The sequence below is a fragment of the Streptococcus mitis genome (genome assembly GCA_001560895.1).
Lineage (GTDB): Bacteria > Bacillota > Bacilli > Lactobacillales > Streptococcaceae > Streptococcus > Streptococcus mitis_Q.
Genome location: CP014326.1, coordinates 1,539,628 through 1,563,038 on the forward strand (window position 1 = coordinate 1,539,628; position 23,411 = coordinate 1,563,038).

At 38.1% G+C, this 23,411-nt stretch carries 23 protein-coding genes; 1 reads left to right on the forward strand and 22 read right to left on the reverse strand.

What is annotated here, in order from left to right:
* Positions 1–7 precede the first annotated feature (7 nt).
* The 4 genes from AXK38_07385 to AXK38_07400 all read right to left on the reverse strand — a co-directional run bounded on the left by AXK38_07385 (position 8) and on the right by AXK38_07400 (position 6,203).
* Positions 8–1,174 (reverse strand): cysteine desulfurase, encoded by a 1,167-nt coding sequence (locus tag AXK38_07385; protein ID AMH89071.1) that lies wholly within the window; start codon positions 1,172–1,174, stop codon positions 8–10.
* A gap of 7 nt (positions 1,175–1,181) precedes the next feature.
* Positions 1,182–2,276 (reverse strand): cystathionine gamma-synthase, encoded by a 1,095-nt coding sequence (locus AXK38_07390; protein AMH89072.1) that lies wholly within the window; start codon positions 2,274–2,276, stop codon positions 1,182–1,184.
* Positions 2,277–2,417: 141 nt separating this feature from the next.
* Complete coding sequence (locus AXK38_07395; protein AMH89073.1) at positions 2,418–4,376, reverse strand: peptide ABC transporter ATP-binding protein; 1,959 nt, start codon at positions 4,374–4,376, stop codon at positions 2,418–2,420.
* A gap of 204 nt (positions 4,377–4,580) precedes the next feature.
* Positions 4,581–6,203, reverse strand: coding sequence for a polysaccharide biosynthesis protein (locus AXK38_07400; protein ID AMH89074.1), 1,623 nt, complete (start codon positions 6,201–6,203; stop codon positions 4,581–4,583).
* A gap of 105 nt (positions 6,204–6,308) precedes the next feature.
* Here AXK38_07400 and AXK38_07405 point away from each other — a divergent pair, with 105 nt between their 5' ends.
* Entirely contained in the window at positions 6,309–7,754 is a 1,446-nt protein-coding gene (locus tag AXK38_07405) for a UDP-N-acetylmuramoyl-L-alanyl-D-glutamate--2,6-diaminopimelate ligase (protein AMH89075.1), read from the forward strand.
* A gap of 45 nt (positions 7,755–7,799) precedes the next feature.
* On the opposite strand, the gene AXK38_07410 is transcribed toward AXK38_07405, so the two are convergent.
* The 18 genes from AXK38_07410 to AXK38_07495 all read right to left on the reverse strand — a co-directional run bounded on the left by AXK38_07410 (position 7,800) and on the right by AXK38_07495 (position 23,294).
* Positions 7,800–7,991 carry a hypothetical protein gene (locus AXK38_07410; protein ID AMH89076.1) on the reverse strand — a complete coding sequence of 64 codons (192 nt, stop codon included), beginning with the start codon at positions 7,989–7,991 and terminating at the stop codon, positions 7,800–7,802.
* 101 nt (positions 7,992–8,092) lie between these two features.
* A complete protein-coding gene (locus AXK38_07415; GenBank protein ID AMH89077.1) occupies positions 8,093–8,743 on the reverse strand; it encodes a hypothetical protein in 651 nt (216 codons plus the stop codon).
* A complete protein-coding gene (locus tag AXK38_07420) occupies positions 8,727–9,239 on the reverse strand; it encodes a UDP-N-acetylmuramoylalanyl-D-glutamate--2,6-diaminopimelate ligase (protein ID AMH89078.1) in 513 nt (170 codons plus the stop codon). The genes AXK38_07415 and AXK38_07420 overlap by 17 nt, the downstream gene beginning before the upstream one ends.
* 86 nt (positions 9,240–9,325) lie before the next feature.
* The gene (locus AXK38_07425; GenBank protein ID AMH89079.1) at positions 9,326–10,261 is read right to left on the reverse strand and encodes an inorganic pyrophosphatase; all 936 of its coding nucleotides are present in this window, start codon (positions 10,259–10,261) and stop codon (positions 9,326–9,328) included.
* Between the two features lie 239 nt (positions 10,262–10,500).
* The gene (locus tag AXK38_07430; GenBank protein AMH89080.1) at positions 10,501–11,730 is read right to left on the reverse strand and encodes a transporter; all 1,230 of its coding nucleotides are present in this window, start codon (positions 11,728–11,730) and stop codon (positions 10,501–10,503) included.
* Positions 11,708–14,041 (reverse strand): oligoendopeptidase F, encoded by a 2,334-nt coding sequence (locus AXK38_07435; GenBank protein AMH89081.1) that lies wholly within the window; start codon positions 14,039–14,041, stop codon positions 11,708–11,710. Before AXK38_07435 ends, AXK38_07430 begins: the two co-directional genes overlap by 23 nt.
* A gap of 376 nt (positions 14,042–14,417) precedes the next feature.
* Complete coding sequence (locus AXK38_07440; GenBank protein AMH89082.1) at positions 14,418–15,293, reverse strand: XRE family transcriptional regulator; 876 nt, start codon at positions 15,291–15,293, stop codon at positions 14,418–14,420.
* Positions 15,294–15,490: 197 nt separating this feature from the next.
* On the reverse strand, positions 15,491–15,763 hold the full coding sequence (locus AXK38_07445) for a hypothetical protein (GenBank protein ID AMH89083.1): 273 nt from the start codon (positions 15,761–15,763) through the stop codon (positions 15,491–15,493).
* The gene (locus tag AXK38_07450) at positions 15,753–16,502 is read right to left on the reverse strand and encodes a methyltransferase (GenBank protein ID AMH89084.1); all 750 of its coding nucleotides are present in this window, start codon (positions 16,500–16,502) and stop codon (positions 15,753–15,755) included. The genes AXK38_07445 and AXK38_07450 overlap by 11 nt, the downstream gene beginning before the upstream one ends.
* A 52-nt stretch (positions 16,503–16,554) precedes the next feature.
* Positions 16,555–16,917 (reverse strand): RNA-binding protein, encoded by a 363-nt coding sequence (locus AXK38_07455; GenBank protein ID AMH89085.1) that lies wholly within the window; start codon positions 16,915–16,917, stop codon positions 16,555–16,557.
* A gap of 1 nt (position 16,918) precedes the next feature.
* The gene (locus tag AXK38_07460) at positions 16,919–18,319 is read right to left on the reverse strand and encodes a peptidylprolyl isomerase (GenBank protein ID AMH89086.1); all 1,401 of its coding nucleotides are present in this window, start codon (positions 18,317–18,319) and stop codon (positions 16,919–16,921) included.
* 81 nt (positions 18,320–18,400) lie between these two features.
* The gene (locus tag AXK38_07465) at positions 18,401–18,904 is read right to left on the reverse strand and encodes a GNAT family acetyltransferase (protein ID AMH89665.1); all 504 of its coding nucleotides are present in this window, start codon (positions 18,902–18,904) and stop codon (positions 18,401–18,403) included.
* Positions 18,905–19,075: 171 nt separating this feature from the next.
* The gene (locus AXK38_07470; protein ID AMH89087.1) at positions 19,076–19,315 is read right to left on the reverse strand and encodes a 30S ribosomal protein S18; all 240 of its coding nucleotides are present in this window, start codon (positions 19,313–19,315) and stop codon (positions 19,076–19,078) included.
* A gap of 31 nt (positions 19,316–19,346) precedes the next feature.
* Positions 19,347–19,817, reverse strand: a complete 471-nt coding sequence (locus AXK38_07475) for a single-stranded DNA-binding protein (protein ID AMH89088.1) — start codon at positions 19,815–19,817, stop codon at positions 19,347–19,349.
* 11 nt (positions 19,818–19,828) lie between these two features.
* Positions 19,829–20,119: a 30S ribosomal protein S6 gene (locus tag AXK38_07480; protein ID AMH89089.1), complete on the reverse strand. Its 291-nt coding sequence runs from the start codon at positions 20,117–20,119 to the stop codon at positions 19,829–19,831.
* A gap of 151 nt (positions 20,120–20,270) precedes the next feature.
* Complete coding sequence (gene asnC / locus AXK38_07485; protein AMH89090.1) at positions 20,271–21,614, reverse strand: asparagine--tRNA ligase; 1,344 nt, start codon at positions 21,612–21,614, stop codon at positions 20,271–20,273.
* Positions 21,615–21,630: 16 nt separating this feature from the next.
* Entirely contained in the window at positions 21,631–22,809 is a 1,179-nt protein-coding gene (locus AXK38_07490) for an aspartate aminotransferase (protein AMH89091.1), read from the reverse strand.
* On the reverse strand, positions 22,806–23,294 hold the full coding sequence (locus tag AXK38_07495) for a peptidase (GenBank protein AMH89092.1): 489 nt from the start codon (positions 23,292–23,294) through the stop codon (positions 22,806–22,808). The genes AXK38_07490 and AXK38_07495 overlap by 4 nt, the downstream gene beginning before the upstream one ends.
* Positions 23,295–23,411 lie beyond the last annotated feature (117 nt).

Below are 23,411 nucleotides of genomic sequence, written 5' to 3' on the forward strand. Positions count from 1 at the left end.
TGGATTTTTAAAGTTTAGCAAAAGTTGTCACAATCCGCTGACAAACTTCTTGCAGCAGAGATTTAGGCATAGCTACATTGAGGCGGGCATGGAGACTTCCTTCCTCCCCAAAATCCAAACCACGGTTGAGGATAACCTTAGCTTCATTTCTCAACAGCTCTTGCAATCTTTCATCAGTCAGATCATAGGCTGAAAAATCAAGCCAAATCAAGTAGGTTCCTTGCGGTTTCATGACCTTGATTTTAGTCTCTTTTCCAAATAAATCTACCACATAATTGATATGGTCTTCAAAGACTTGCTTGAGTTCCTCTAACCAATCTTTACCGTATCGATAGGCAGCTTCTGTCGCCAAATAACCCAAGCCTGAAATTTCATGCTGGTTATTGGCCAACTGGCGTTTCTGGTAAGCCAGTCTCAACTTAGGATTTTCAATGACTGCATAGGAATTTTTTGTCCCAGCAATATTAAATGTTTTAGTGGCACTACTCAAGACGATAGCCAATTCTTTAAAGTCAGGATTGATGGTATTGAAGGAATGGTGCTTATGACCAAAGAGGGCCAAATCTTGGTGAATTTCATCTGAAACTAGCAAAACACCGTGTTTTTGGCAGAGTTGACCAATCTTCTCCAAGACTTCTTTTTCCCACACACGTCCACCAGGATTGTGAGGATTGCATAGGATATAAAGTTTAACATTCTCTTCCACCAAATCCTTCTCCAGTTGATCAAAGTCAATCTCAAACAGACCATCCTTTTCCACCAAAGAATTAGTAATCAATCTACGATTATTCAACTTGACACTGCGAGCAAAAGGTGGATAGACAGGTGTGTTAATCAGAACCGCTTCGCCTTCTTTTGTAAAGGCTTGAATAGCTGTTGAGATGGCTGGTACCACACCCTCGATGAAGACAAGGGCCTCTTTATCAAAGTGGTAACCGTGTTGTGTAGCTTCCCACTTTTGAACTTCCTTGATTAACTCTTCACTGGCATAAGTATAACCATAAACCAGTTGATCAGCGTAAGTTTGCACGGCTTGGCGGATTTCAGGCAAGACTACAAAGTCCATATCCGCTATCCAAGCTGGCAAGACTTCACTATCCGTTTCTGCCTCTTTCCATTTATAGGTATGGTGCCCTAAACGATTGGGCAGGCTTGTAAAATCATATTTTCCCATCTTTGTCTTATCCTTCCAAGGCTTGGCGCAAATCTGCAATCAAATCTCTAGCATCCTCAATACCAATAGACAAGCGCAAGAGGTCATCTGTCAAACCATAAGAATGGCGCACTTCTGCTGGAATATCAGCATGAGTTTGCGTCGTTGGATAAGTAATGAGACTTTCTACCCCACCCAAACTTTCCGCAAAAGAGAAGACCTTGAGGCTGTTCAAAATGTGAGGAATGCGTGTTTCATCCGCTACTTTAAAGGAAATCATCCCCCCTCGACCAGTGTAGAGAACTTCCTTGACTGCTGGAGAATCCTTCAAAAAGGCGACCACTTCTTGAGCATTGGCTGTTGAGCGCTCCATACGAAGAGACAAGGTCTTGAGACCACGAATCAATTGATAACTGTCAAATGGAGACAAGACTGCCCCTGTCGTATTGAGATTGTAGAAAAGCTTCTCGTATAGTTCCAAACTATTGGTCACAACCACACCAGCCAAGACATCATTGTGACCTGCTAGATATTTGGTTGCTGAATGAAGAACGATATCCGCTCCATCTTCAATCGGGCGTTGGTAGATAGGGCTGTAGAAGGTATTGTCCACCACCACTTTGGCACCCTTAGCATGAGCCAATTTTGCTAGTTTTTCTATGTCAAATTCCAACATCAAGGGGTTGGTTGGGGTTTCGATATAGAGAACATCCACATCATTTTCCAGCTCAGCAATCAACTCTTCTTCTGTATTGGCATAGGTAAAATGGAAACGGCCTTCCTGCTCCACTTGATTGAACCAGCGGAAAGAACCTCCATAAAGGTCACGGACCGCCAAGACCTTACTTCCTACCGGAAAGACGCTAAAGGCCAGTACAATAGCTGACATACCTGAGCTAGTCGCTAGAGCATAGTCTGCTGACTCAATAGCCGCCAAGACTTCTTCCGCCTTACTGCGAGTTGGGTTTTTAGTGCGCGTATAGTCAAACCCAGTAGATTGACCAAACTCTGGATGCTGATAGGTCGTTGAAAAATGAAGCGGTGTCACCAAAGCTCCTGTCGCTTCATCTGACTTGATACCCGCCTGGGCCAAAATTGTGTTAATGTGTAATTCCTTGCTCATACAATTCCTCCAAATCTATAGTAACTATTGTACCACTTATTTTCATCAACTCATTTTCTTCTTTTCAAGAGCTAGTTATAGTTTCAAACTATATAAAAAACGACAGCTTCTTTCGAAACCATCGTTTTTCTGGAAAAATCCTTATTTGACGTGTTTTGCTAATTCTTCTTGAGCTTTTTTATTAGATTCTTCTTTTTCTTTTAGCCATTTTTCTTTGGCTTTTTCATATTCGTCTTTTGTGACTGTCTTATCTTGTACTTTGAGGTATTTATATGATTCAATACCTTTATTACCAGCTAATGAATATGGTTCTGAGAAAGGAACAGTTTTTCTCAATACTGGTGTTCCACCCTTAGAAACATTTGGAATTGCTAAAGCGCTATCTACCAACCATGCTTGGATCTCAGCATACTTTTCATAGCGTTTTACAAGATCTTGTTCCTTATTAGCTTCCTCCAACATTTGAGTGTAGACATCCAATCCAACAGCCTTGGCCTTGTCATTGGCTTCACCTGGCTCTAAACCTAGATTTTGCAACAAACCACCAGAATTAATGTTTAAGACATCAAGGTAGGTTGAAGGATCTTGATAATCAGGACCCCAACCACCGTTGTAAAGATCATAATCCTTCTGAGCTGCGGTCTGAGCCAAATAGCTTGTATTGTCATAATCTTCAGTAGTGAGTTGTTGAATATCAATTACAACGTTCTCTGCACCTAAGGCTGCTTCAATAGATTGCTTCATAGAATTTGCCTCTTGAACACCCTTTTTAGCAGCTTGGTCAACTGTCATATCCAAGTGGATAGGGAATTGGACTCCTTTTGTTTGGAGTTCTTTCTTAGCTTCTGCAAATTTAGCCTTGGCTTTTTCTGGATTGTAGTATGGATCCTGGGCATCTGCAAAGTTGATTCCTTGCCATTCCTTGCCATAATTCACCATCTTAGAAGCCACTACTTCACCAAAGTCTTTTCCATTGATACTTACGAAGTTTGGAGGAACGACTAGGTTACGTAAAATCTTAGTTGCACCATCCTCTCCTTGAGATTGAGCCCCGTAAGCTGTACGATCATAGGCAAAGTTAATAGCTTGACGGAAGTTTTTATTAAGAACCGCTTCCTGAGTCGATTTCTTTTCAGCATCACTTGTTTTTGAAGTGAATTTATAAGATTTTCTATCCAGGTTAAAGTTTAAGAAGTAAGAAGTAGCATCTTGCAAGCTATAGATGATATTATCCTTATTCTTCTCTTTAATCCCTTCAAAACTTGAACTATTTGGATAGAGACGAGCGTAACTATAGGCTCCCTCTACATAGTTACGAGCCAGTGCATCTTGGTCACTACCATCATAATAGGCCAATTTCACATCATCTACAAAGACATTTTTAGCATCCCAGTAGTTAGGATTTTTCTTGAATTCGATGACAGATTTTGAAACAAAGGATTTCATCAAGAAAGGTCCATTGTACAAAATGCTAGATGGGTCTACCTTACCAAAATCATCCCCTTTTGATTTCAAGAAATCTGCATTGACTGGGAAGAGAATAGTTGATGTTGTTTTTGAGTTCCAGTAAGATTCTGGTCGTGTCAAGGTATATTGAACTGTCTGGTCATCGAGAGCCTTAACTCCGACAGTTGAAAAGTCTGTTGTTTTACCAGTGATATAGTCATCTAAACCAGCAACGGATTCTTGCACTAAGTACAAGGCTTCTGATTTTTTATCAGCCGCATATTTCAAACCAGTGACAAAATCTTGGGCAGTTACAGGTGCGTATTCTTCCCCATCTGCAGTGTACCATTTAGCATCTTTACGTAGTTTGTAGGTATAGGTCAAACCATCTTGAGAAACACTCCAATCCTCTGCCAAGGATGGGATATAGTTCCCATACTGGTCATTTTCCATTAGACCATCTACTAAATTAACCACGATATCATTGGTTGTTGCACGGTTTTCTGCTAGATAGTTCAAACTTGATGGATCACTTACGTAAACATAGTTATATGTTTTTGACCCTGTGCTAGAATTTCCACACGCGCTCAATAAAATACCTGCACTTAACACGACACCTGCAAGTGCTGCATACTTGGCTTTAGACTTTTTCATCTCCAGAACCTCCTGATTTAAATATTTGTCTTATTATACAACTTGAGTTTTATTTAGTCAATAGTTTTTTAAGTAAAAATTAAGAAAAATTAAATTACTATCTACAAACTTTAGTTATTATTCTACAAATTAATAAAAAAGAGAATAATTCAAGCATTTCATGGTAGAAATGTTCAAATTATCCCTTTTATTTATAAATGTTTTTTAAGTTAACTTTAATTTGATTCGTAAGCGATCTGCTTGGGCTTTTCCAATCACCTTATCCAACAAATGGGTACGGAGACTCAAGAATCCATAAACACCGCCACCCATGGCACCAACAAGGGCTACGTATAGGAAACTCCACAAACGTCCACTTGGTTGGAAGACAAATCCTAAAATCCACTGCAATGTCCCAACTACTAGAAACATGAAAAGAGTTAACAAACTGATTAAAATGATTCGCTTCACAATCACCTTGCGCTTAACACCTGTTACCTTACAAATATCCCGATACATCAAGACATTAGGAATGATGAGACCGATAGTTGTGGAAATCAAAGGACCATAACTGTGGAAAAGAGCAATAGTTGGAATTTGCAATACCAACTTGGCAATCGAACCATAGATAAAGTAGAGAACGGCCTTTCGGTTGCGGAACATGGCCTGAAGCATTGGTGACAAAACCATGTACAGGCCTAAAATAGTAGACTGCAAAACTGCAAAGACAAACAAGCCCATGGCCAAACTATCTGGTTTGCCATAGAAGACTGTATAAAGAGGTTCTCCTACCATGACTACTCCAACCGTTGCTGGTAGCAAGAATAGGAAAAACATAGTGATGCTGTCCTGAACTAGACGAGAAGCCGCCTTCAAGTCCCCCTTAACATAGTTTTCAGTCAAAAGCGGCAAGCCGACGCTCCCAATTGAAACTCCAACAGAAATCAAAATCATAGTGATTTTATTAGGATTGGCTGAGAAATAAGAAAACATGACAATTAAGTCTTCATTACTATAGTTGGTAAACCACTTCATGCTATTGATAAAGGTATTTTGGTCCAAGATTTGGAAAAGCTGAATAGCCGAACCAGTCAAGATAAAAGGAATGGCTTCCTTAATGGTGTCGACCAAAAGACGCTTGCTGTTAATCTTATCCCCTGTTTCAAGGACTCTTTTAAGTAAACCTTCTTTGGCAAGGAAATAGATCAAAACTGCAAAACTGGCTACCATGCCGACAAAGGCAGCAAAGGTAGACTGGGTAACTGCTGATAGATAATCTTTTGAACCCAGCTTCATGATGATAAAGGTAGCCAAGAGCATCCAGATAACACGAATGACCTGTTCAGCAATTTGACTCATGGCATAAGGTTTCAGGTTATTCATTCCTTGGAAGAAACCTCGGATAACACTCATAGATGGGAAAATCAAGACCGCCCAAGCCAAGCTTTGCATGATTGGGATCAGGTCTTTGCCCACGCCAGATAAGTCTGCTAGCCAAGGAGCAAAGACATACAAGATTAGGGCAAAAACGAGGCCTAGTCCTGTCATAAAGCCTAAAAAGCTCCGAATCAGGGCAAAGCTATGCTCCTCTTCTCGCATGGTATTGTACTTGGCCACTTGCTTGGCCACCGCAACTGGAATTCCCGCTGTTGAAACCAGCAAGAACCAGGCATAGATATTGTAGCCCATGGTAAAGAGACCATTGGCTGTAGCTGCATAAGATCCCATCCAGATATACCAGGGGATGATGTAAATAGCCCCGAGTAGGCGACTGATAAAGTTACTAGCCGTTAGCCAAGCAGTCCCCCGTAACATCTGGGCCTGCTGGTGATTGTTTTCGTGCGACATAGATTCCTCATTCAATTTTGATAACTAGGAAAAACTCCTCATCTTCCATTATAAACTTTTCCTTGTCACTTGTAAATTTACGACTTTCGGTTTAAAATAGAAAGTATGATAAAGATTGAAACCGTATTAGATATTTTAAAGAAAGATAATCTCTTCCGTGAGATTATCGACCAAGGACATTATCACTACAACTACAGCAAAGTTGTTTTTGATAGCATTAGTTACGACAGCCGAAAAGTAAAAGAAGACACTCTTTTTTTTGCAAAAGGTGCTGCCTTTAAGAAGGAATTTTTGATTTCTGCCGTCTCTCAAGGCCTCGGTTGGTATGTGGCTGAAAAGGACTACGAAGTCGGCATCCCTGTCATCATTGTGAACGATATAAAGAAAGCCATGAGTTTGATTGCCATGGAGTTCTATGGCAATCCACAGGAAAAACTCAAACTCCTTGCCTTTACTGGTACTAAGGGTAAGACAACAGCAGCCTACTTCGCCTATAACATTTTATCTCAAAGTCACCGACCTGCAATGTTGTCAACTATGAACACAACTCTAGATGGCAAGACTTTCTTTAAGTCTGCATTGACAACTCCTGAGAGCATTGACCTCTTTGACATGATGAATCAAGCTGTGCAAAATAACCGCACCCACCTCATCATGGAGGTATCTAGTCAAGCCTATCTTGTCAAACGTGTTTATGGTCTAACCTTTGATGTAGGAGTTTTCCTCAATATCAGCCCAGACCATATTGGCCCGATTGAACACCCTAGCTTTGAAGACTACTTCTACCACAAGCGTCTTTTGATGGAAAATAGCCGAGCAGTCATCATTAACAGTGACATGGACCACTTCTCAGTCTTGAAAGAACAGGTGGAAGATCAAGACCATGATTTCTATGGTAGTCAGTCAAGTAACCAAATCGAGAATTCCAAAGCCTTTAGCTTTTCAGCTACAGGTAAACTCGCTGGTAATTATGATATCCAACTGATTGGTCACTTCAACCAAGAAAATGCCGTTGCTGCTGGACTTGCTTGTCTCCGTCTCGGAGCAAGTCTTGAGGACATCAAAAAAGGAATCGCTGCAACCCGTGTTCCAGGTCGTATGGAAGTCCTCACTCAGAAAAACGGGGCCAAGGTCTTCATCGACTATGCCCACAATGGTGATAGTCTGAAAAAACTCATCAATGTTGTAGAAACTCATCAAACTGGAAAGATTGCACTGGTTCTGGGTTCGACAGGAAACAAGGGAGAAAGCCGTCGTAAGGACTTTGGCCTCCTCCTCAATCAACACCCTGAGATTCAAGTCTTTCTGACTGCTGATGACCCCAACTATGAAGACCCAATGGCCATTGCGGATGAAATTAGTAGCTATATTAGCCATCCTGTTGAAAAGATTGCGGATCGCCAAGAAGCCATCAAAGCAGCTATGGCTATCACAAATCACGAATTAGATGCAGTTATTATTGCTGGTAAGGGAGCCGATTGCTACCAAATCGTCCAAGGAAAAAAAGAAGCCTATCCTGGAGATGCCGCCGTAGCAGAAAATTATTTATAAGATAGTAAAAAATCAAGGGAAATGAATCCCTTGATTTTTTTATCTTTATTTAAAAGCGTTTTTCAAACCTTCAACGGCACCTTCTACAGCACCTTTAGCATCTTCAACTACTTCTTTTGCCTTAGCAACTGTCTTTTCTACAGCGCCTTCTGCTTCAGTCTTGCTATCCCCAGTAACTTTACCAAATCCTTCTTTGATAGCGCCTGTTGCTTGTTCCAATTTGTTTTCAAGTGACATATGATTGTCTCCTTTAGTTTTATTCCGATATGTGTTACCGGTTACATATAGTTTATACCGAATACTAAGGAAAGTCAAACAATGTGCTCAGAAACAAGAAATCATGCCAAGTAGAAAGTTAATCTGTCCTTATCCAAATCGACGGCCAACTCATACTTTCCATCTTCATTTTGGACAATATAACCTAAGACAACTAAACTGTCCACAAAGATATCACGTCGTTTCTGCATCAGTTGATCTTTTTTGAGAAATTTTAGCAAAAAAGTCGTCATATATTTGAGAGCATACTCAGGATTGACATCTCCCAAAATGTCATAGAGTTCCTGCTGTTTTTCTGTCAAAGGATACTGATGTTTGACCTTGTAGAAATAATTGGAAAGGGTCATTTTAGTCCGCGCAAAGTCCGTCTTTTCAACTAAAATAGCTGCATTGGTTTGATTTCGTAATTCCGTCTCAAAAGTCTGCTCCAATAAGGCTTGATAGATCAGACTATCTTCGCTAACAAAAATCTCTTGATCCAGTTCGAGACTATCGAGCGACTCAAGCAAAGGAAGATTGAGATAATAGCGCTTATTTTCCCGTAGAATCAAGCCAGCCTTTATATACTCTTCCATGAGTTTGTCAACTGCTACATCTGGAAATTGAGCCTTGATTTCCCTTAAAATCACATCATCATGCTGGTCCAGATAGCGGATCAATTCTCCAAAAAATGGCTGTCTCGTCAAACGAGATGGATTAAAAATCTGAATCATGAAGATTCCTTTCTTTACATTCTAACAGAGGCGATGCTGCCAACTGACTAGGATTGGTCCCAGCTTGGTTTAGAGGAACAGGCAAACCTAGTTCGCTATAATACTCTCTCCAAAAATCACTAATGTCCTGCTTCCCATCACCAAATTTCATGGGAATGGTTTCAAAAATCGGTAGGGTTTCTGCCATATACTGGGAACAGTAAAAACCAGCTCCATCTGGATAGAAAGAAGCATTGTAGGGTGCCCCAAGATATTTGCAAGCTCTTTCCTTCACAGACTGGATATCCATTTCTGGGTAAACATAGAGGTCGTACAAGTGATTGGACTCAAAGAAGTCTGCAGGTTCTTGACAGACCACACCAGCCTGTCCACTAGCATGGTAAATCATCCCATCCAAATAAATGGCAACATGGTTATAGTTGCCTGTGGAAGTCTGGATAGCCTGTCCCATGTCCGACTCATCTCTCACAAAAATCAAATCGCCATTTTCTAACATACTTCACTCCTAGAAAAAAAGGAGCCGAAACTCCTTTCGATATAAGTCAAACTAGACTTTCCTATTTTGAACTGAAACCCAAAATCTTAAGCATTAAAGCTTTCAGTCAATTGAGGTACCACTTGTTTCTTACGTGAAACAGCACCAGCAAGGAAAGCATGATTGTTGTCAAGTTTGAAGTTGAAGGCTGCTTCAACCTTGTCCATGTTAGCACCAAGTGCTAGGATTTCTGAGTTTGAGTTGACGATATCTGTAATCATCAAGACAAAGTCAGAATAACCATTTGCTGCGTTAGCAGCTTGCATTGCAGCTTCGATTTCTGCTTGACGCTCCAAAACTTCAGCGATATCAACTGTGTTTACTTGAGCAACACGGACATTATTTCCGTTCAATTCAAAAGTTTTAGCATCGATGTCAATCAATTCTTCAGCAGATTTGCTAGCCAAGTTTGTACCAGCTTTCAACATAGCCAAACCATATTCTTCCAAGTTGACACCAGCCAATTCAGCTAATTCTGGAGCAATGACTTTATCTGTTGGGTGTGTTGTTGGTGATTTCAAAAGAAGGGTATCTGAAATCAAACCTGAAAGCATCAAACCAGCAATCTCTTTAGGCACAGTCACACCATGTTCTTTGAACATACGGTAAACGATTGAAGACGCTGAACCAACTGGCTCCAAACGCATGTAGAGTGGGCTTGCAGTTTCAAAGTTAGCCACACGGTGGTGATCTACAACACCATAAACTTCTACTTCAGCGATATCTGATACAGATTGTTGGAATTCATTGTGGTCAGTTAGGATAACTTGCTCTGCGCCTTCAGCTTTAGCAGAAGTGATAACACGCGGTGCTTCCACACCAAAATAGTTCAAGACAAAGGCTGTTTCTTCATTTGGAGTTCCAAGGGCAACAGCTTCCGTATCCAAACCGTAAGCTTCTTTTGCAAGGTAGGCAAAGGCTACAGATGACCCGATGGCATCTGAGTCTGGATTTTGGTGACCAAATACTAGAATCTTAGACATGATAATACCTCATTTTGTTTATTCTCTTTATTGTAGCATTTTTTTCACTTTTTGACAAAAGTAAGAGGAGTCACTTTGGATTAACGTATTTCTATACAATTGTCAAAGAAAACTTAACTCGTTTTGAGTTCTCTTTGACAGGGGAAACCAGTGTTCCATAAGGTGGAATAACAGTGCATGATGAGATTCGCGAGGCACTTTCTAAATCGAATTTGAAATCTAATAAGTAAGGAGTAAATCTATTTTTTCTCATTGGTCAATTTAAATGTTAATAATAAAACTACAAAAGCGCAGATTGAGTATAAAAGCCAAGCTGATTGAATAGCAAATAAACTAAAAATAGTAAAAATAATATTTCCAATTGGCATAGCCAACATGAAAAGCAAAGATAACAATGCACCACTCCTTGCTAAAAGATCGCTAGGAAGTGAAGACATCAAGAGACTATTTATTTTGGGATTAATTTTGCCGCTCAAGTAAAATAAAAACGCTAGTCCAATCATAGATAAAACTTGGGGCCCACCAAGACTATTATTCAGAGATATAGCAAAAATGATAATTGAATCTAAAAATATTATTGAAATGAGACGTAATTTTGAAAAATAATCATGAGGACTTATGGTGCCTATAATACTAAAAAGTATCATTATAATCTGTAATATAAATACTGACTGACTAAATGTTAATCCCAAAAGAGGTACTTTTAAAAAAGATATATTATATATAGCTGAAAAACCACTACCTAAAGCATTAATAAGTAAAATAGATAGTAACATTAATGTGAAATTTGTCTTTTCAGACTTTTGAAAAACTTCTTTTAAACCTAAATAAGTTTCTTTAATTTTTAAAACAAATGATTTTTGATATATCTCCACATTAGTGTGCAATAAAAACTTTTTGTATTTAATTAGTATAAATGATGATGCAAAGAACGATAAAGCATTAAAAACTGCGACAAGGCCAAAATTATCATTTGAAATTGTCAACACATATACGCCTAAGGCTTGACCAGAAAAATTACAAACATATGAGATAAACTGATTTACAGAATGCGCTTCTATTAGATTTTCTTGTTTAACTGTATGTTGAAAAATAGGGAGCTCTAGCCCACCTCTATAGTCACTAATAATATCTGAGACTATATTAATTAAACATATTATAGAAAATGCCAACCAAGTTGTAGTCTGAGTCAATAATCCAACTAATATGAACAAAATAGATTGAACAAATCCCAGTAAAATCAACCACCTCCTTTTTAATTTTGTCTCATCAGCCTTAATTCCTATAAATAATGTAAAAAATACAGGAATTAAGACAATAATATTAGCAATACCTACAGCTAATTTGTTATTAGGCATAGTAGCAGCAAAAGATACAAAAACTAGATTATACATAGATGAACCCAATTTATTAAAAAATGCAGATATAGCTAAAGCTCTAAAAGATTTATTTTCCCTTAAAATATTCATCTTTCATTTCCTCCAAAAAAGAATTATTTAAAAAATTATTTATTTCAGATACATAGGATTCTATTAAACTCTCAATTTCTATATTAAACTCATCCTTTATTGAGTCAATAGTGAATGTTGAAATGGACGCTATAATAGAAATTATTTCTCCAAATGAATAATTAAGTTTTTTGGAATATTTATAAATACCTAAAGCAATAATATCCGAAAACACTGCATCATAAGCATAAAAATGCTTTGAATACAGCATGCTATAGTCAATGAAGTTGTACTGTGTGTATTCTAGTAATTCTGGAAGTAAACCAATTGAGTTAAAAAACTCTGACTTAATCTTCAAAATATCCTCTATAGAAGAATTTTTACTTAAACTCAAAACGTTATAATCAATTTGACAAAATACATATTGGTAAAAAGATTTTCTAAAAAATACTGATAATTTTCCCTGACTATCGGCAACAAATAACTCACCTAATTTTGCAAAAATTTCCCAAAAGCTTTTAGGAATTTTATATAATTCATCTAAATGTAATCGTTCTTTAAACAAATCATAAGAATACGCATGCATCAGCTCATGGGATAATCTCATTACCCCCATAAAATTTTCTTGATATGTCATTATTATTTTCGATGTCTTTGTATATGGGTTATAGAGAGTAAAATTCTTATGAGTTTTATCTGATCTTTTTTCACAATCGATAAATCCATTGTTACGATAATTTTCAACAAAATTGAAAAATTCTTTATCGTCTATAGCTCTTAAAATCATCTCAAAAGCATCAGTAGCTACTATCTTTTCCGATTCTAAAAATTCAAATTCCAAAAAATCATATTTATCAAGATTCTTAGTATTAATAGAAACTCTAAGATTTTTAGAAATCAACTCAATAAAGTCGAAACCGTATCGTGTTTTTAATTGCCGTGATATATTTTCTATAAATATTTTTCTCTTATCTAAGAGACTGTTATATACATCTTTGAATTTAGGAGAGAAGACAAAATTTTTATAATCCAATAAAATATCATCGAATATAGGGATATTACGTCTAAACTTAGAGTAATTTACAATTGGAATCCCATTTTTCTTATAGTAATCAGCTTTTAATGTTTCTAGTTGCAGAATTTCCGACCTAAAGTGGTCTTCAATAGAATCTCCATAAATTCTATTAAAAAGAAAATCTAGATGATTATTGAGATATTTATAATTTTGATTAGTAATATCTGTACAGAAAGTCAGATATGTATAGTAATTAAACTCGAAGACTCTTTTTATTATTTCTTCTTTATCGAAATCTGTTGTATGCTGTAAAATATACTCTATCTTCAATATTTCTTGTTCTATATTCCTAAATATATATCTTTTTTCAAATTCATTAAGATTTAAATATCTCAAATTTTGAGTATAGATAGTGTTTAATCTAAAATTAAAAAATAATATGTCATCAACTTTAAGATAAAAACTTTTAATGAGGGTATTAAAGGCTAAAGATGCACTCATGAGCCCTTTTGCTATCGTTCCTGTATTATGGGATATAAACTGTGTTTCCAAGAGATAAGGTTGTTCATTAAAATAACTCAAAAATACTTGTTGATTCTCTTTAGTTATATGATATACAATTAATTCTTCTTGAGAATATCCTGTCAAAAACAGAGTATAATTATATTTAGATATTTTAGAGATTAATAATTTTATTAAATTACCAGTTGAATCATCAGCACAACTAAATATAATATCTGGTTTTATATCATACAGAATTGTTTCAATATTATCAACCGAAAGATAATCATCAATCGTTTCTTTTATACTACTAATTTTTTCTCGAATTGCCTTAGTTTTTAATTGTCCTACATCAGATGTAGAATACCCTAGTTGTGCAGTAATATTCTTTAATTCAACACTATCACCATCAATAACTACAATATTTTTAAAACCAAATTTATCTAATTCATAAACAAGAGGTGCCCCGACAGTTCCAAGACCAATTATTAATATTTTCTTATCAATTATAGATTTATACTGTAAATTAGGTTCAATATCGTTATGTAATGATAAAAATTGTACATTCCTAGATAATCGTTGATAATCATCCCATTCATCTTCATTAATTTCAAAAACAAGAGAGTTTTCTTTCAGAAGGTTATACATATCAATGTTATTATATGAAAAATTTTTATCTAAATATTTCATTTCCTCCCACAATTCTTTTATACAAGGAGAATGAATCACTTTCTCTCCTCCTTTACATGCAGGATACATAATTATATCTTTTTCTCGCTTGACGAAACCTCTTCCAGATTTTAGTATATATTTCATTTTAAATCAACTGAACACATATGCGAAAATTAAGAAAAAAGTGGTAATAGTTCTATACCACTTTTTTCTTGTTCTTAGATTAACAAGCAATAAAGCAACCGCCATTACATACTTGTTCTTCTACTTCGATATCTTCGATAAACATATGCCTGTTCTCCTTCCGTTATGATATATCAATTATAACTTACTTTTGTCACAAAATTAAAAAATTGAAGATAGGAAATTTTTTTATAAATTAATTTCCTATCTTCAATTTTGTTGAATTGATAAAATTTTATGTTAGTATAACAGTCAAACTATAAATTAGGAGGATACAGCATGAAAAAAGTAATAGCCCTTTTTCTCTCTATACAAGCTGTGGCGGTAATAGATATTATTATCTTCCCCCCTTTTGGTTAGTGCTTAAATATTGTAATAGTCTCCGTTCTAATATCTTAGAGAGACCTGATTGTTCTATTTTAGAAACTTTTAAAATATATTGCTCAACTTCTTCAAGATTAACACTATTTTCTATTAAGTAGGAGTATACTAAGACTAAAAAATTTAACAAAATTATTTCAAACGTATCAAATACATCAAGAATCATTCTTAACTGATTGACAAAAAAGTTGAAATGAGTTGTTAATCTCCGTTCTACTAACTCAGAAATTAAGTTTAAATATGTATACTTTAAAGCCTTTCTAAAATCTAACAAGGGACTATAAATTTCTGAGCGTGATACCAGTTCTTTTCCTAAAAATAACAAATCTGTGTCAGATAGGAAAGGCATAGTATTCCCAAAAAGATGGATTTCATAAGCAGTCCAATCTTCAATATCAAATAAATAATTCGATAAAAATTTGCTATCATCTATAGATAAAGTGAAATCTTTATCAATTAGATGAATGGCATTTTTTATCACTAAAGTATTTAATTTATCATATAACAATTGACTTTCTTTGTATTTGTCAAGTAGCTTAAGCAAGGATTGTTTATCGTTTTCTGCTGATAGCTTCGAAATTTTATTCATAAGTAACTGATGTTGAGTAGGTTTGTAATCTCTAAGAGCAAATCCAAATTCTGAAAATGTTAAATTAATACCTTCAATTACTTCTAACATCTTATCAGCAGAAAGCATAGTTTGGCCAGATTCAAATTTTGATAATTGAGAAACTGATAATTTATTTTTTGCAACATCCTTTTGTTTAACTTTTCTAGCAATTCTCAACTCCTTATAGAATTCACCTAATTTTAATAATTCATTAGAATCCATGTCATTATTCCTCCTTAGCAAATTTCGTATTACAAAATATTATTATTCCTAAAAAGTATATTATTTGTGATTATATCTCAAATTTTAAGATGGATATTTATTAACGACTTTTAGTTTCGTATTATAGGAACCCGATAATTCTTAGAAGTGTTTATATTTTTATAATATTGATCTTTTTTATCCTCTTCAATCTCAAACTACCTTAGTAAATTTTTCTCTCGATTATCATTTAGATAGTCGACCTTTTTCATACGTGTCTTGCGCTTGAAAAGGGCTTCAGCCGACATGGCTTCTTCCTTACTGGCAAAGCCTTGAGCATAGATAAGTTTGACTGGCAAGCGTGCTCGCGTATATTTGGCTCCCTTCCCACTATTGTGGACAGCGAGGCGTTTTCTCACGTCAGTCGTATAACCCGTATAGTAGGAACCATCACGACACTCCAGCACATACATATAAGCCTTATAATCCATAATAAATCTCTTCGAGTTCAGGCGTATAAGAGCCATCATCATTGTGGACAATGAGAGGTGGCAAGACCTTAAAGCCACTTGTCGAGCCATCCTTGATAGCCTCAATCAAAAGCATATTGGCTTCTTTTTCCCGCTTTGGATAAACAAACTGCAGGCGCTTAGGAGCTAGATTATGCCGTTGTAAGCTGTCCAAGATATCTAAAAGTCGATCAGGACGATGAACCATAGCCAAACGCCCATTAGATTTGAGAATACTCTGGGCACTGCGACAGATTTCCTGCAAGTTGGTCGTAATTTCATGGCGCGCCAAGAGATAATGTTCGCTCTCGTTCAGGTTTGAATGAGGATCCACCTTGAAATAGGGCGGATTACACAAAATCATATCCACCTTACTTCCCTGGATGTAAGCAGGCATATTTTTCAAATCGTCGCAGATGACCTCCATCTGCTCTTCCAAACCATTCAAACGGACAGAGCGTTCAGCCATATCTGCCAAACGCTCCTGAATCTCAACAGCCAAAATCTGTGCCTGAGTCCGAGTACTAGCAAATAGCCCAACTGCTCCATTTCCAGCGCAAAAATCCACTATCAAGCCCTTTTTAGGAAAACGCGGAAAACGTGACAAGAGAACACTATCCACCGAATAGCTAAAAACCTCTCTATTTTGAATGATTTTAATATCTGTCGAAAAGAGCTGGTTAATGCGCTCTCCTGATTTTAATAATTGTTCTTCTTCCATGGTCCTATTATAGCAAATTTATATTAACATTACAAAGAATATAGATTTCTAACTAATTCTTCTGCTTCTTCAAATGTTGAAGGGCTTCCTTGGTCCAAATTGGCATCATTCGTTTAAGAGGCGCAAAGCCGTAGTTAAAACGGTCGCTTGAAAAGCGTCTCCGTCTCGGAAACTGGTGTTTTTCTTCCTCCAAAGTGCGAATAGATAGACTAGCTTTCCCTGTAAATTCATCTAAATCCACTACCTGAACCTGAACCTCTTCATCGACTTTCAAGGCGTCATGAATATTTTCAATAAATCCTGTCCGAATCTCTGAAATGTGAATCAGCCCCGTATCACCCGTCTCTAGCTCAACAAAGGCACCATAGGGCTGAATACCTGTAATACGCCCCTTTAGCTTATCACCGATTTTCATCTTAGTCCTCAATTTCAATAGTTTCAATCACAACATCTTCAACTGGCTTGTCCATAGCCCCTGTCTCAACAGCAGCAATGGCATCCAAGACAACGTAAGAAGCTTCATCAGCTAGCTGACCAAAAACAGTATGACGGCGGTCTAGGTGAGGGGTCCCACCTTGGTTGGCATAGATTTCCGCAATCGGTTCTGGCCAACCACCACGAGCAATTTCTTTCTTAGAATAAGGCAGGTGTTGATTTTGAACGATAAAGAACTGGCTGCCGTTGGTATTTGGACCAGCATTAGCCATAGAAAGGGCACCACGGATATTGTAAAGTTCTTCTGAAAACTCATCCTCAAATGATTCGCCGTAGATTGACTCGCCACCCATACCAGTTCCAGTTGGGTCTCCACCTTGAATCATAAAGTCCTTGATAATACGATGGAAAATGACACCATCATAGTAACCATCTTTTGAAAGAGCTACAAAGTTAGCCACTGTTTTAGGAGCATGTTCAGGGAAGAGCTTGATACGCAAGTCTCCGTGATTGGTCTTAATAGTCGCGATAGGACCTTCTACTGTTTCAATGTCTACTTGTGGGAAATGCAATTCTTTTTCTACCATACCAAATCCTTCTAAGGCATCAAAAATGCCATCTTCTTCTAATGTTTTTGTAATGTAATCTGCTTTTTCTTTGATGTTATCATGAGAAATTCCCATTGCAACGCTGATTCCAGCATAATCAAAGAGTTCCAAGTCATTCAGCCCATCTCCAAAAACCATGACGTTCTCTGGTTTCAAGCCAAGGTATTCCACAACCTTTTCCACACCCGTCGCTTTGGAGCCTGAAATCGGCACAATATCAGACGAATGTTGATGCCAACGAACCATGCGAAGTTTGTCTGAGAGACTGTCAGGCAAGTGCAAGTCATCTCCTTTATCTTCAAAAGTCCACATCTGATAGATATTTTCTTTTTCATGGAAATCTGGATCCATATCCAAATCGGGGTAGATTGGATTGATAGCTTCACTAATCATATCGGTGCGAGTCGACAACTTGGCATCATGACTCCCAACCAAGCCATACTCAATTCCTTCTTTCTTGGCCCAAGAGATATATTCCTCAACATCTGACTTCTCGATCTGATGTTGATAAATGATTTGACCTTTTTTATCTTCGATATAAGCTCCATTTAAGGTCACAAAAAAGTCAGGCTTGAGATCACGAATCTCTGGCACGACACCAAAAATCCCTCGTCCAGAAGCAATACCTGTCAAAATTCCTTTCTCACGTAATTGCTTAAAAACAGTTGGGATTGAAGCTGGAATAAAACCTGTCTTTGAATTCCTCAATGTATCATCAATATCAAAAAAGACAATCTTGATTTTCTTTGCCTTGTATCTTAATTTGGCATCCATCTCACTACCTCTTTCAATCTAACTCTTTCCATTATACCATAAAGTATCTAAATCCCACATCCCCAATAAAATCCTTGTCTCTTATCCGAATTCCTTTACTAGATACAAAACCAAATCATCATTATTTTGGCTAGTTGCATTCATTTCCAAGGGTTGATTTCGATACCAGACACCTGTACCATCTGGAATGTAGCCCCGTCTGATATACAATCTCTGGGCAGGGCCATAGCCTAAGTGCAAACCTACACCAAGAGTGATCTTACTCGAAACAAATTTGACTCGTTTTTCTGCTTCTTCTAGCAGTTGATTCCCAATCCCTTGATTTCGAAAAGGCTCAAACACATTAAAATCTGATAATTCTGGATAGACTTCTGCAAAAGGACCATGTTTAGCAGAGGGCAAAATGGTAACGTAGCCCGCTACAGCACCATCAATCTCTGCAACTAAGACTTCTCTCTCCCCACTTTCCTGTTCCAGAAAATATCTAGCCAAAATTTCCTCTCTACCAGGCCAACCTTGATTCATAAATCCATGAGATAAGGATTCAATATCAGACTTAATCATATTTCTAATCGTACAATTCATCTTTGACTTACCCACCTTTACTCTTTCTATTACCATTATAGCACTCCAAGGTCAGAAAAAAACTATCTCGTGAAAAAAGACCCAACCGGGTCTTAATTCGCTTTCTTGTTTTAAAGCTCATGAAAAAGAGGTTCACTGAACCTGAAAAAAAGACCCAACCGGGTCTTTTCTTTAATCTTCGTTTACGAAAGGCATCAAAGCCATTACGCGAGCGCGTTTGATAGCTGTTGTTACTTTACGTTGATTTTTAGCTGAAGTTCCTGTTACACGACGAGGAAGGATTTTCCCACGTTCTGAAACGAAACGGCTAAGAAGCTCAGTATCTTTGTAATCAACATATTCAATTTTGTTTGCTGCGATGTAATCAACTTTTTTACGGCGTTTGAATCCGCCACGACGTTGTTGAGCCATGTTTTTTCTCCTTTATAATCTTAGTTGTCCATTAGAATGGTAAATCATCATCTGAAATATCCAATGGATTTGTTGCTCCAAATGGATTTTCATCACGTGAAAAGTCTGGTACTGAATTTGTAGGTGCTGAATAATTTGCAGTTGGTGCAGAGTAAGCTCCACCTGTATGACCTTCACGCACGCTACGGCTTTCCAACATTTGGAAATTCTCAGCCACGACCTCTGTCACGTAGACACGTTGTCCTTGCTGGTTATCGTAACTACGAGTCTGGATACGACCTGTCACACCTATAAGTGAGCCTTTTTTAGCCCAGTTAGCAAGGTTTTCAGCCTGTTGGCGCCACATAACGACATTGATAAAATCAGCCTCACGTTCGCCATTTTGACTCTTAAATGTACGGTTTACTGCAAGAGTAAAAGTCGCAACTGCTACATTTGATGGGGTATAACGCAACTCCGCGTCACGTGTCATACGCCCTACAAGTACAACATTGTTAATCATAGTTTACCTTCTTACGCGTCAGTTTTGACGATCATGTGACGAAGAATGTCAGCGTTGATTTTTGAAAGACGGTCAAACTCTTTAAGAGCAGCGTCGTCGTTTGCTTCAACGTTAACGATGTGGTAAAGTCCTTCACGGAAATCTTTGATTTCGTATGCAAGACGACGTTTTTCCCAAGTTTTTGATTCAACAACAGTTGCACCGTTGTCAGTCAAAATAGAGTCAAAACGTGCTACCAAAGCGTTTTTAGCTTCTTCTTCAATGTTTGGACGAATGATATAAAGAATTTCGTATTTAGCCATTGATATGTTCCTCCTTTTGGTCTAATGACCCCAAGACTTTGCAAGGGGTAAGTGAGGTTCGCTCACAATAAACTATTATACTAGAAAATAATTTTTTACGCAAGTAAAAACTCTGGAATTCGAAAAACGCCACATGGGCGTTTTCCTATTCTTACGGTTTAATACGGTGCAACATACGTGGGAATGGAATGGCTTCACGGATGTGTTTTGTTCCAGCTGCGAAGGTTACCATACGTTCGATACCGATACCAAATCCTCCGTGTGGAACTGTACCGTATTTACGAAGGTCAAGGTAGAATTCATATTCTGTACGATCCATACCAAGTTCATCCATCTTAGCTACAAGAGCATCGTAGTCTTCCTCACGCATAGAACCACCGATGATTTCTCCATAGCCTTCTGGAGCAAGCAAGTCTGCACAAAGCACGCGCTCTGGATTTCCAGGAACTGGCTTCATGTAGAAGGCCTTGATGGCTGCTGGATAGTTCATGACAAATGTTGGCACACCAAAGTGGTTCGAAATCCAAGTTTCATGTGGTGAACCAAAGTCATCACCATGCTCAAGATGTTCGTAGTCAGCGTCTTCATCATTTTCATGCTCTTGCAAGAGGTCAATAGCTTGATCGTAAGTGATTCGTTTGAATGGCTCTGCAATGTAGCGTTTCAAGAGTTCTGTATCACGTTCCAAGGTTTCCAAGGCTTGAGGCGCACGGTCAAGAACACCTTGTAGAAGAGCTTTTACATAAGCCTCTTGCAAGTCAAGTGACTCATCGTGTGTCAAGTATGAGTACTCTGCATCCATCATCCAGAACTCAGTCAAGTGACGGCGCGTTTTTGATTTTTCAGCACGGAATACGGGACCAAAGTCAAAGACACGACCAAGAGCCATAGCACCTGCTTCAAGGTAAAGCTGACCTGATTGGCTCAAGTAGGCTGGAGTTCCGAAGTAGTCCGTTTCAAAGAGCTCTGTTGAATCTTCAGCCGCATTCCCTGACAAAATTGGGCTATCAAATTTCATGAAGCCGTTCTTGTCAAAGAACTCATAAGTTGCATAGATGATTGCGTTACGGATTTGCATCACAGCTACTTGCTTACGAGAACGAAGCCACAAGTGACGGTTGTCCATCAAGAAGTCTGTCCCGTGTTCTTTTGGTGTGATTGGGTAGTCTTGAGATTCACCGATCACTTCGATGTCTGTAATGTCCAATTCATAGCCAAACTTAGAACGTTCATCTTCTTTGACAATACCTGTCACATAGACAGACGTTTCTTGGCTCAAGCGTTTGATGACATCAAACTTCTCAAGTCCCACTTCTTCACCAAATTTTTCTACAAAGTTTGGTTTAAAGGCCACACCTTGGAAGAAGGCTGTTCCATCACGCAATTGCAAGAAGGCGATTTTCCCTTTTCCTGATTTGTTGGCAACCCAAGCGCCAATCGTCACTTCCTGACCAACATAGTCTTTTACATCAATAATCGTTACACGTTTTGTCATTATTTTTCCTTTTCTTTTATTTTTCCATAAATACTTTCAAGCGTTTAACTGCTTCTTTAAGCGTGTCTAGGTCTGTCGCATAGCTGAGGCGCACATTTTCTGGCGCTCCGAATCCTGCTCCTGTTACCAAGGCCACTTCAGCTTCTTCAAGGATAGCAGTTGTAAAGTCTGTCACATCCATATAGCCTTTCATCTCCATGGCCTTTTTGACATTTGGGAAGAGGTAGAAGGCTCCTTGCGGTTTGACCACTTCAAATCCTGGCACCTCAGCAAGTAGGGGATAGATAGTATTGAGTCGTTCCTCAAAAGCCTGACGCATGCTTTCTACAGTATCTTGCTCACCTGATAGAGCCTCAACTGCTGCATACTGGGCTACTGCTGAAGGGTTGGAGGTTGTTTGACCTGCAATCTTGGACATGGCAGCGATAATGTCTGTTTCTCCGACGGCATAGCCAATCCGCCAACCTGTCATAGCATAGGTTTTAGACACACCATTGATGACCACTGTTTGCTTGCGAATCGCTTCCGATAGGCTAGAAATGGGTGTAAACTCATGACCATTATAGACCAAGCGCCCATATATATCATCTGCTAGGATGAAAATATCCTTTTCTACAGCCCAGTTTCCGATTGCCAAAAGTTCCTCACGGGTATAAATCATACCTGTCGGATTGGATGGTGAATTCAGCACCAAAACCTTGGTCTTGTCTGTTCGAGCTGCTTCTAACTGCTCTACAGTTACCTTAAAGTCATTGTCCTCTTTAGCAGGAACAAAAACTGGAATACCCTCTGCCATCTTGACCTGGTCTCCATAGCTGACCCAGTAGGGTGTTGGGATGATAACTTCATCACCTGGATTGACCACAGCCATAAAGAAGGTATAGAGAGAATATTTAGCTCCAGCAGCGACTGTCACTTGATTCGGCGCTACAGAATAGCCGTAAAAGCGCTCAAAATAGGCATTGACCGCCGCTTTGAGCTCTGGCAGACCTGAGGTTACTGTATAAAAAGAAGCACGCCCATCTTGAATCGATGCAATGGCGGCATCTTGAATATTTTTTGGAGTAGTGAAATCTGGCTCACCCAAAGTTAGAGATAGGATATCCCTTCCCTCAGCCTTCAGTGCTTTGGCACGGGCTCCAGCAGCCAAGGTCACACTTTCTTCCATTTCTAAAACACGGTTGGATAGTTTCATAGGCCCTCCTTATTGACCAATGCTCCTGTTTCAAAATCTACTAGATAAAAATCAGAACCTGACTTAACTTCCCAGATTGGCTTGTCTTGATAGCGACCAAAGGTAATCTTGTCAATCTCGCCAGCTCCTTTTTCCTTAGAAAGAGCTTCAGCTTTTTCTTGTGAAATACCCTGATTTAGCTGATAAACGTAAATCTTATGGTCATCTTTTCCGATCAGGACAGCAAGTGCTTCTTGCTGTTTATTACGACCAAGAACGCTGTAATAGGATTCCAAGCCATTGTATAAATCAACCTGATCAGCCTGCTCTAATCCTGCGTACTGCTGAGCTAATTTTTCTCCTTCACTTTTAGCTATTTGATAGGGTTTCATACTCAGAAACACTAGATACAGAAAGGAAGCACTGATAACCACAAACAAAATCGTCATCCCTAGACCATACTGCCACAGTAGATTATTTTTTGCTTTGTTTTGTCTTTTTTTCACTCGTCTATTTTACCATCTATTGGGCTTTATTACAAGTGAATGCAAAAACAAACCTATATTATTTCTTCCTTCAAACAAAACCGATTTTTCTTGTTTAAAACCGAGCAATAAAAGTAA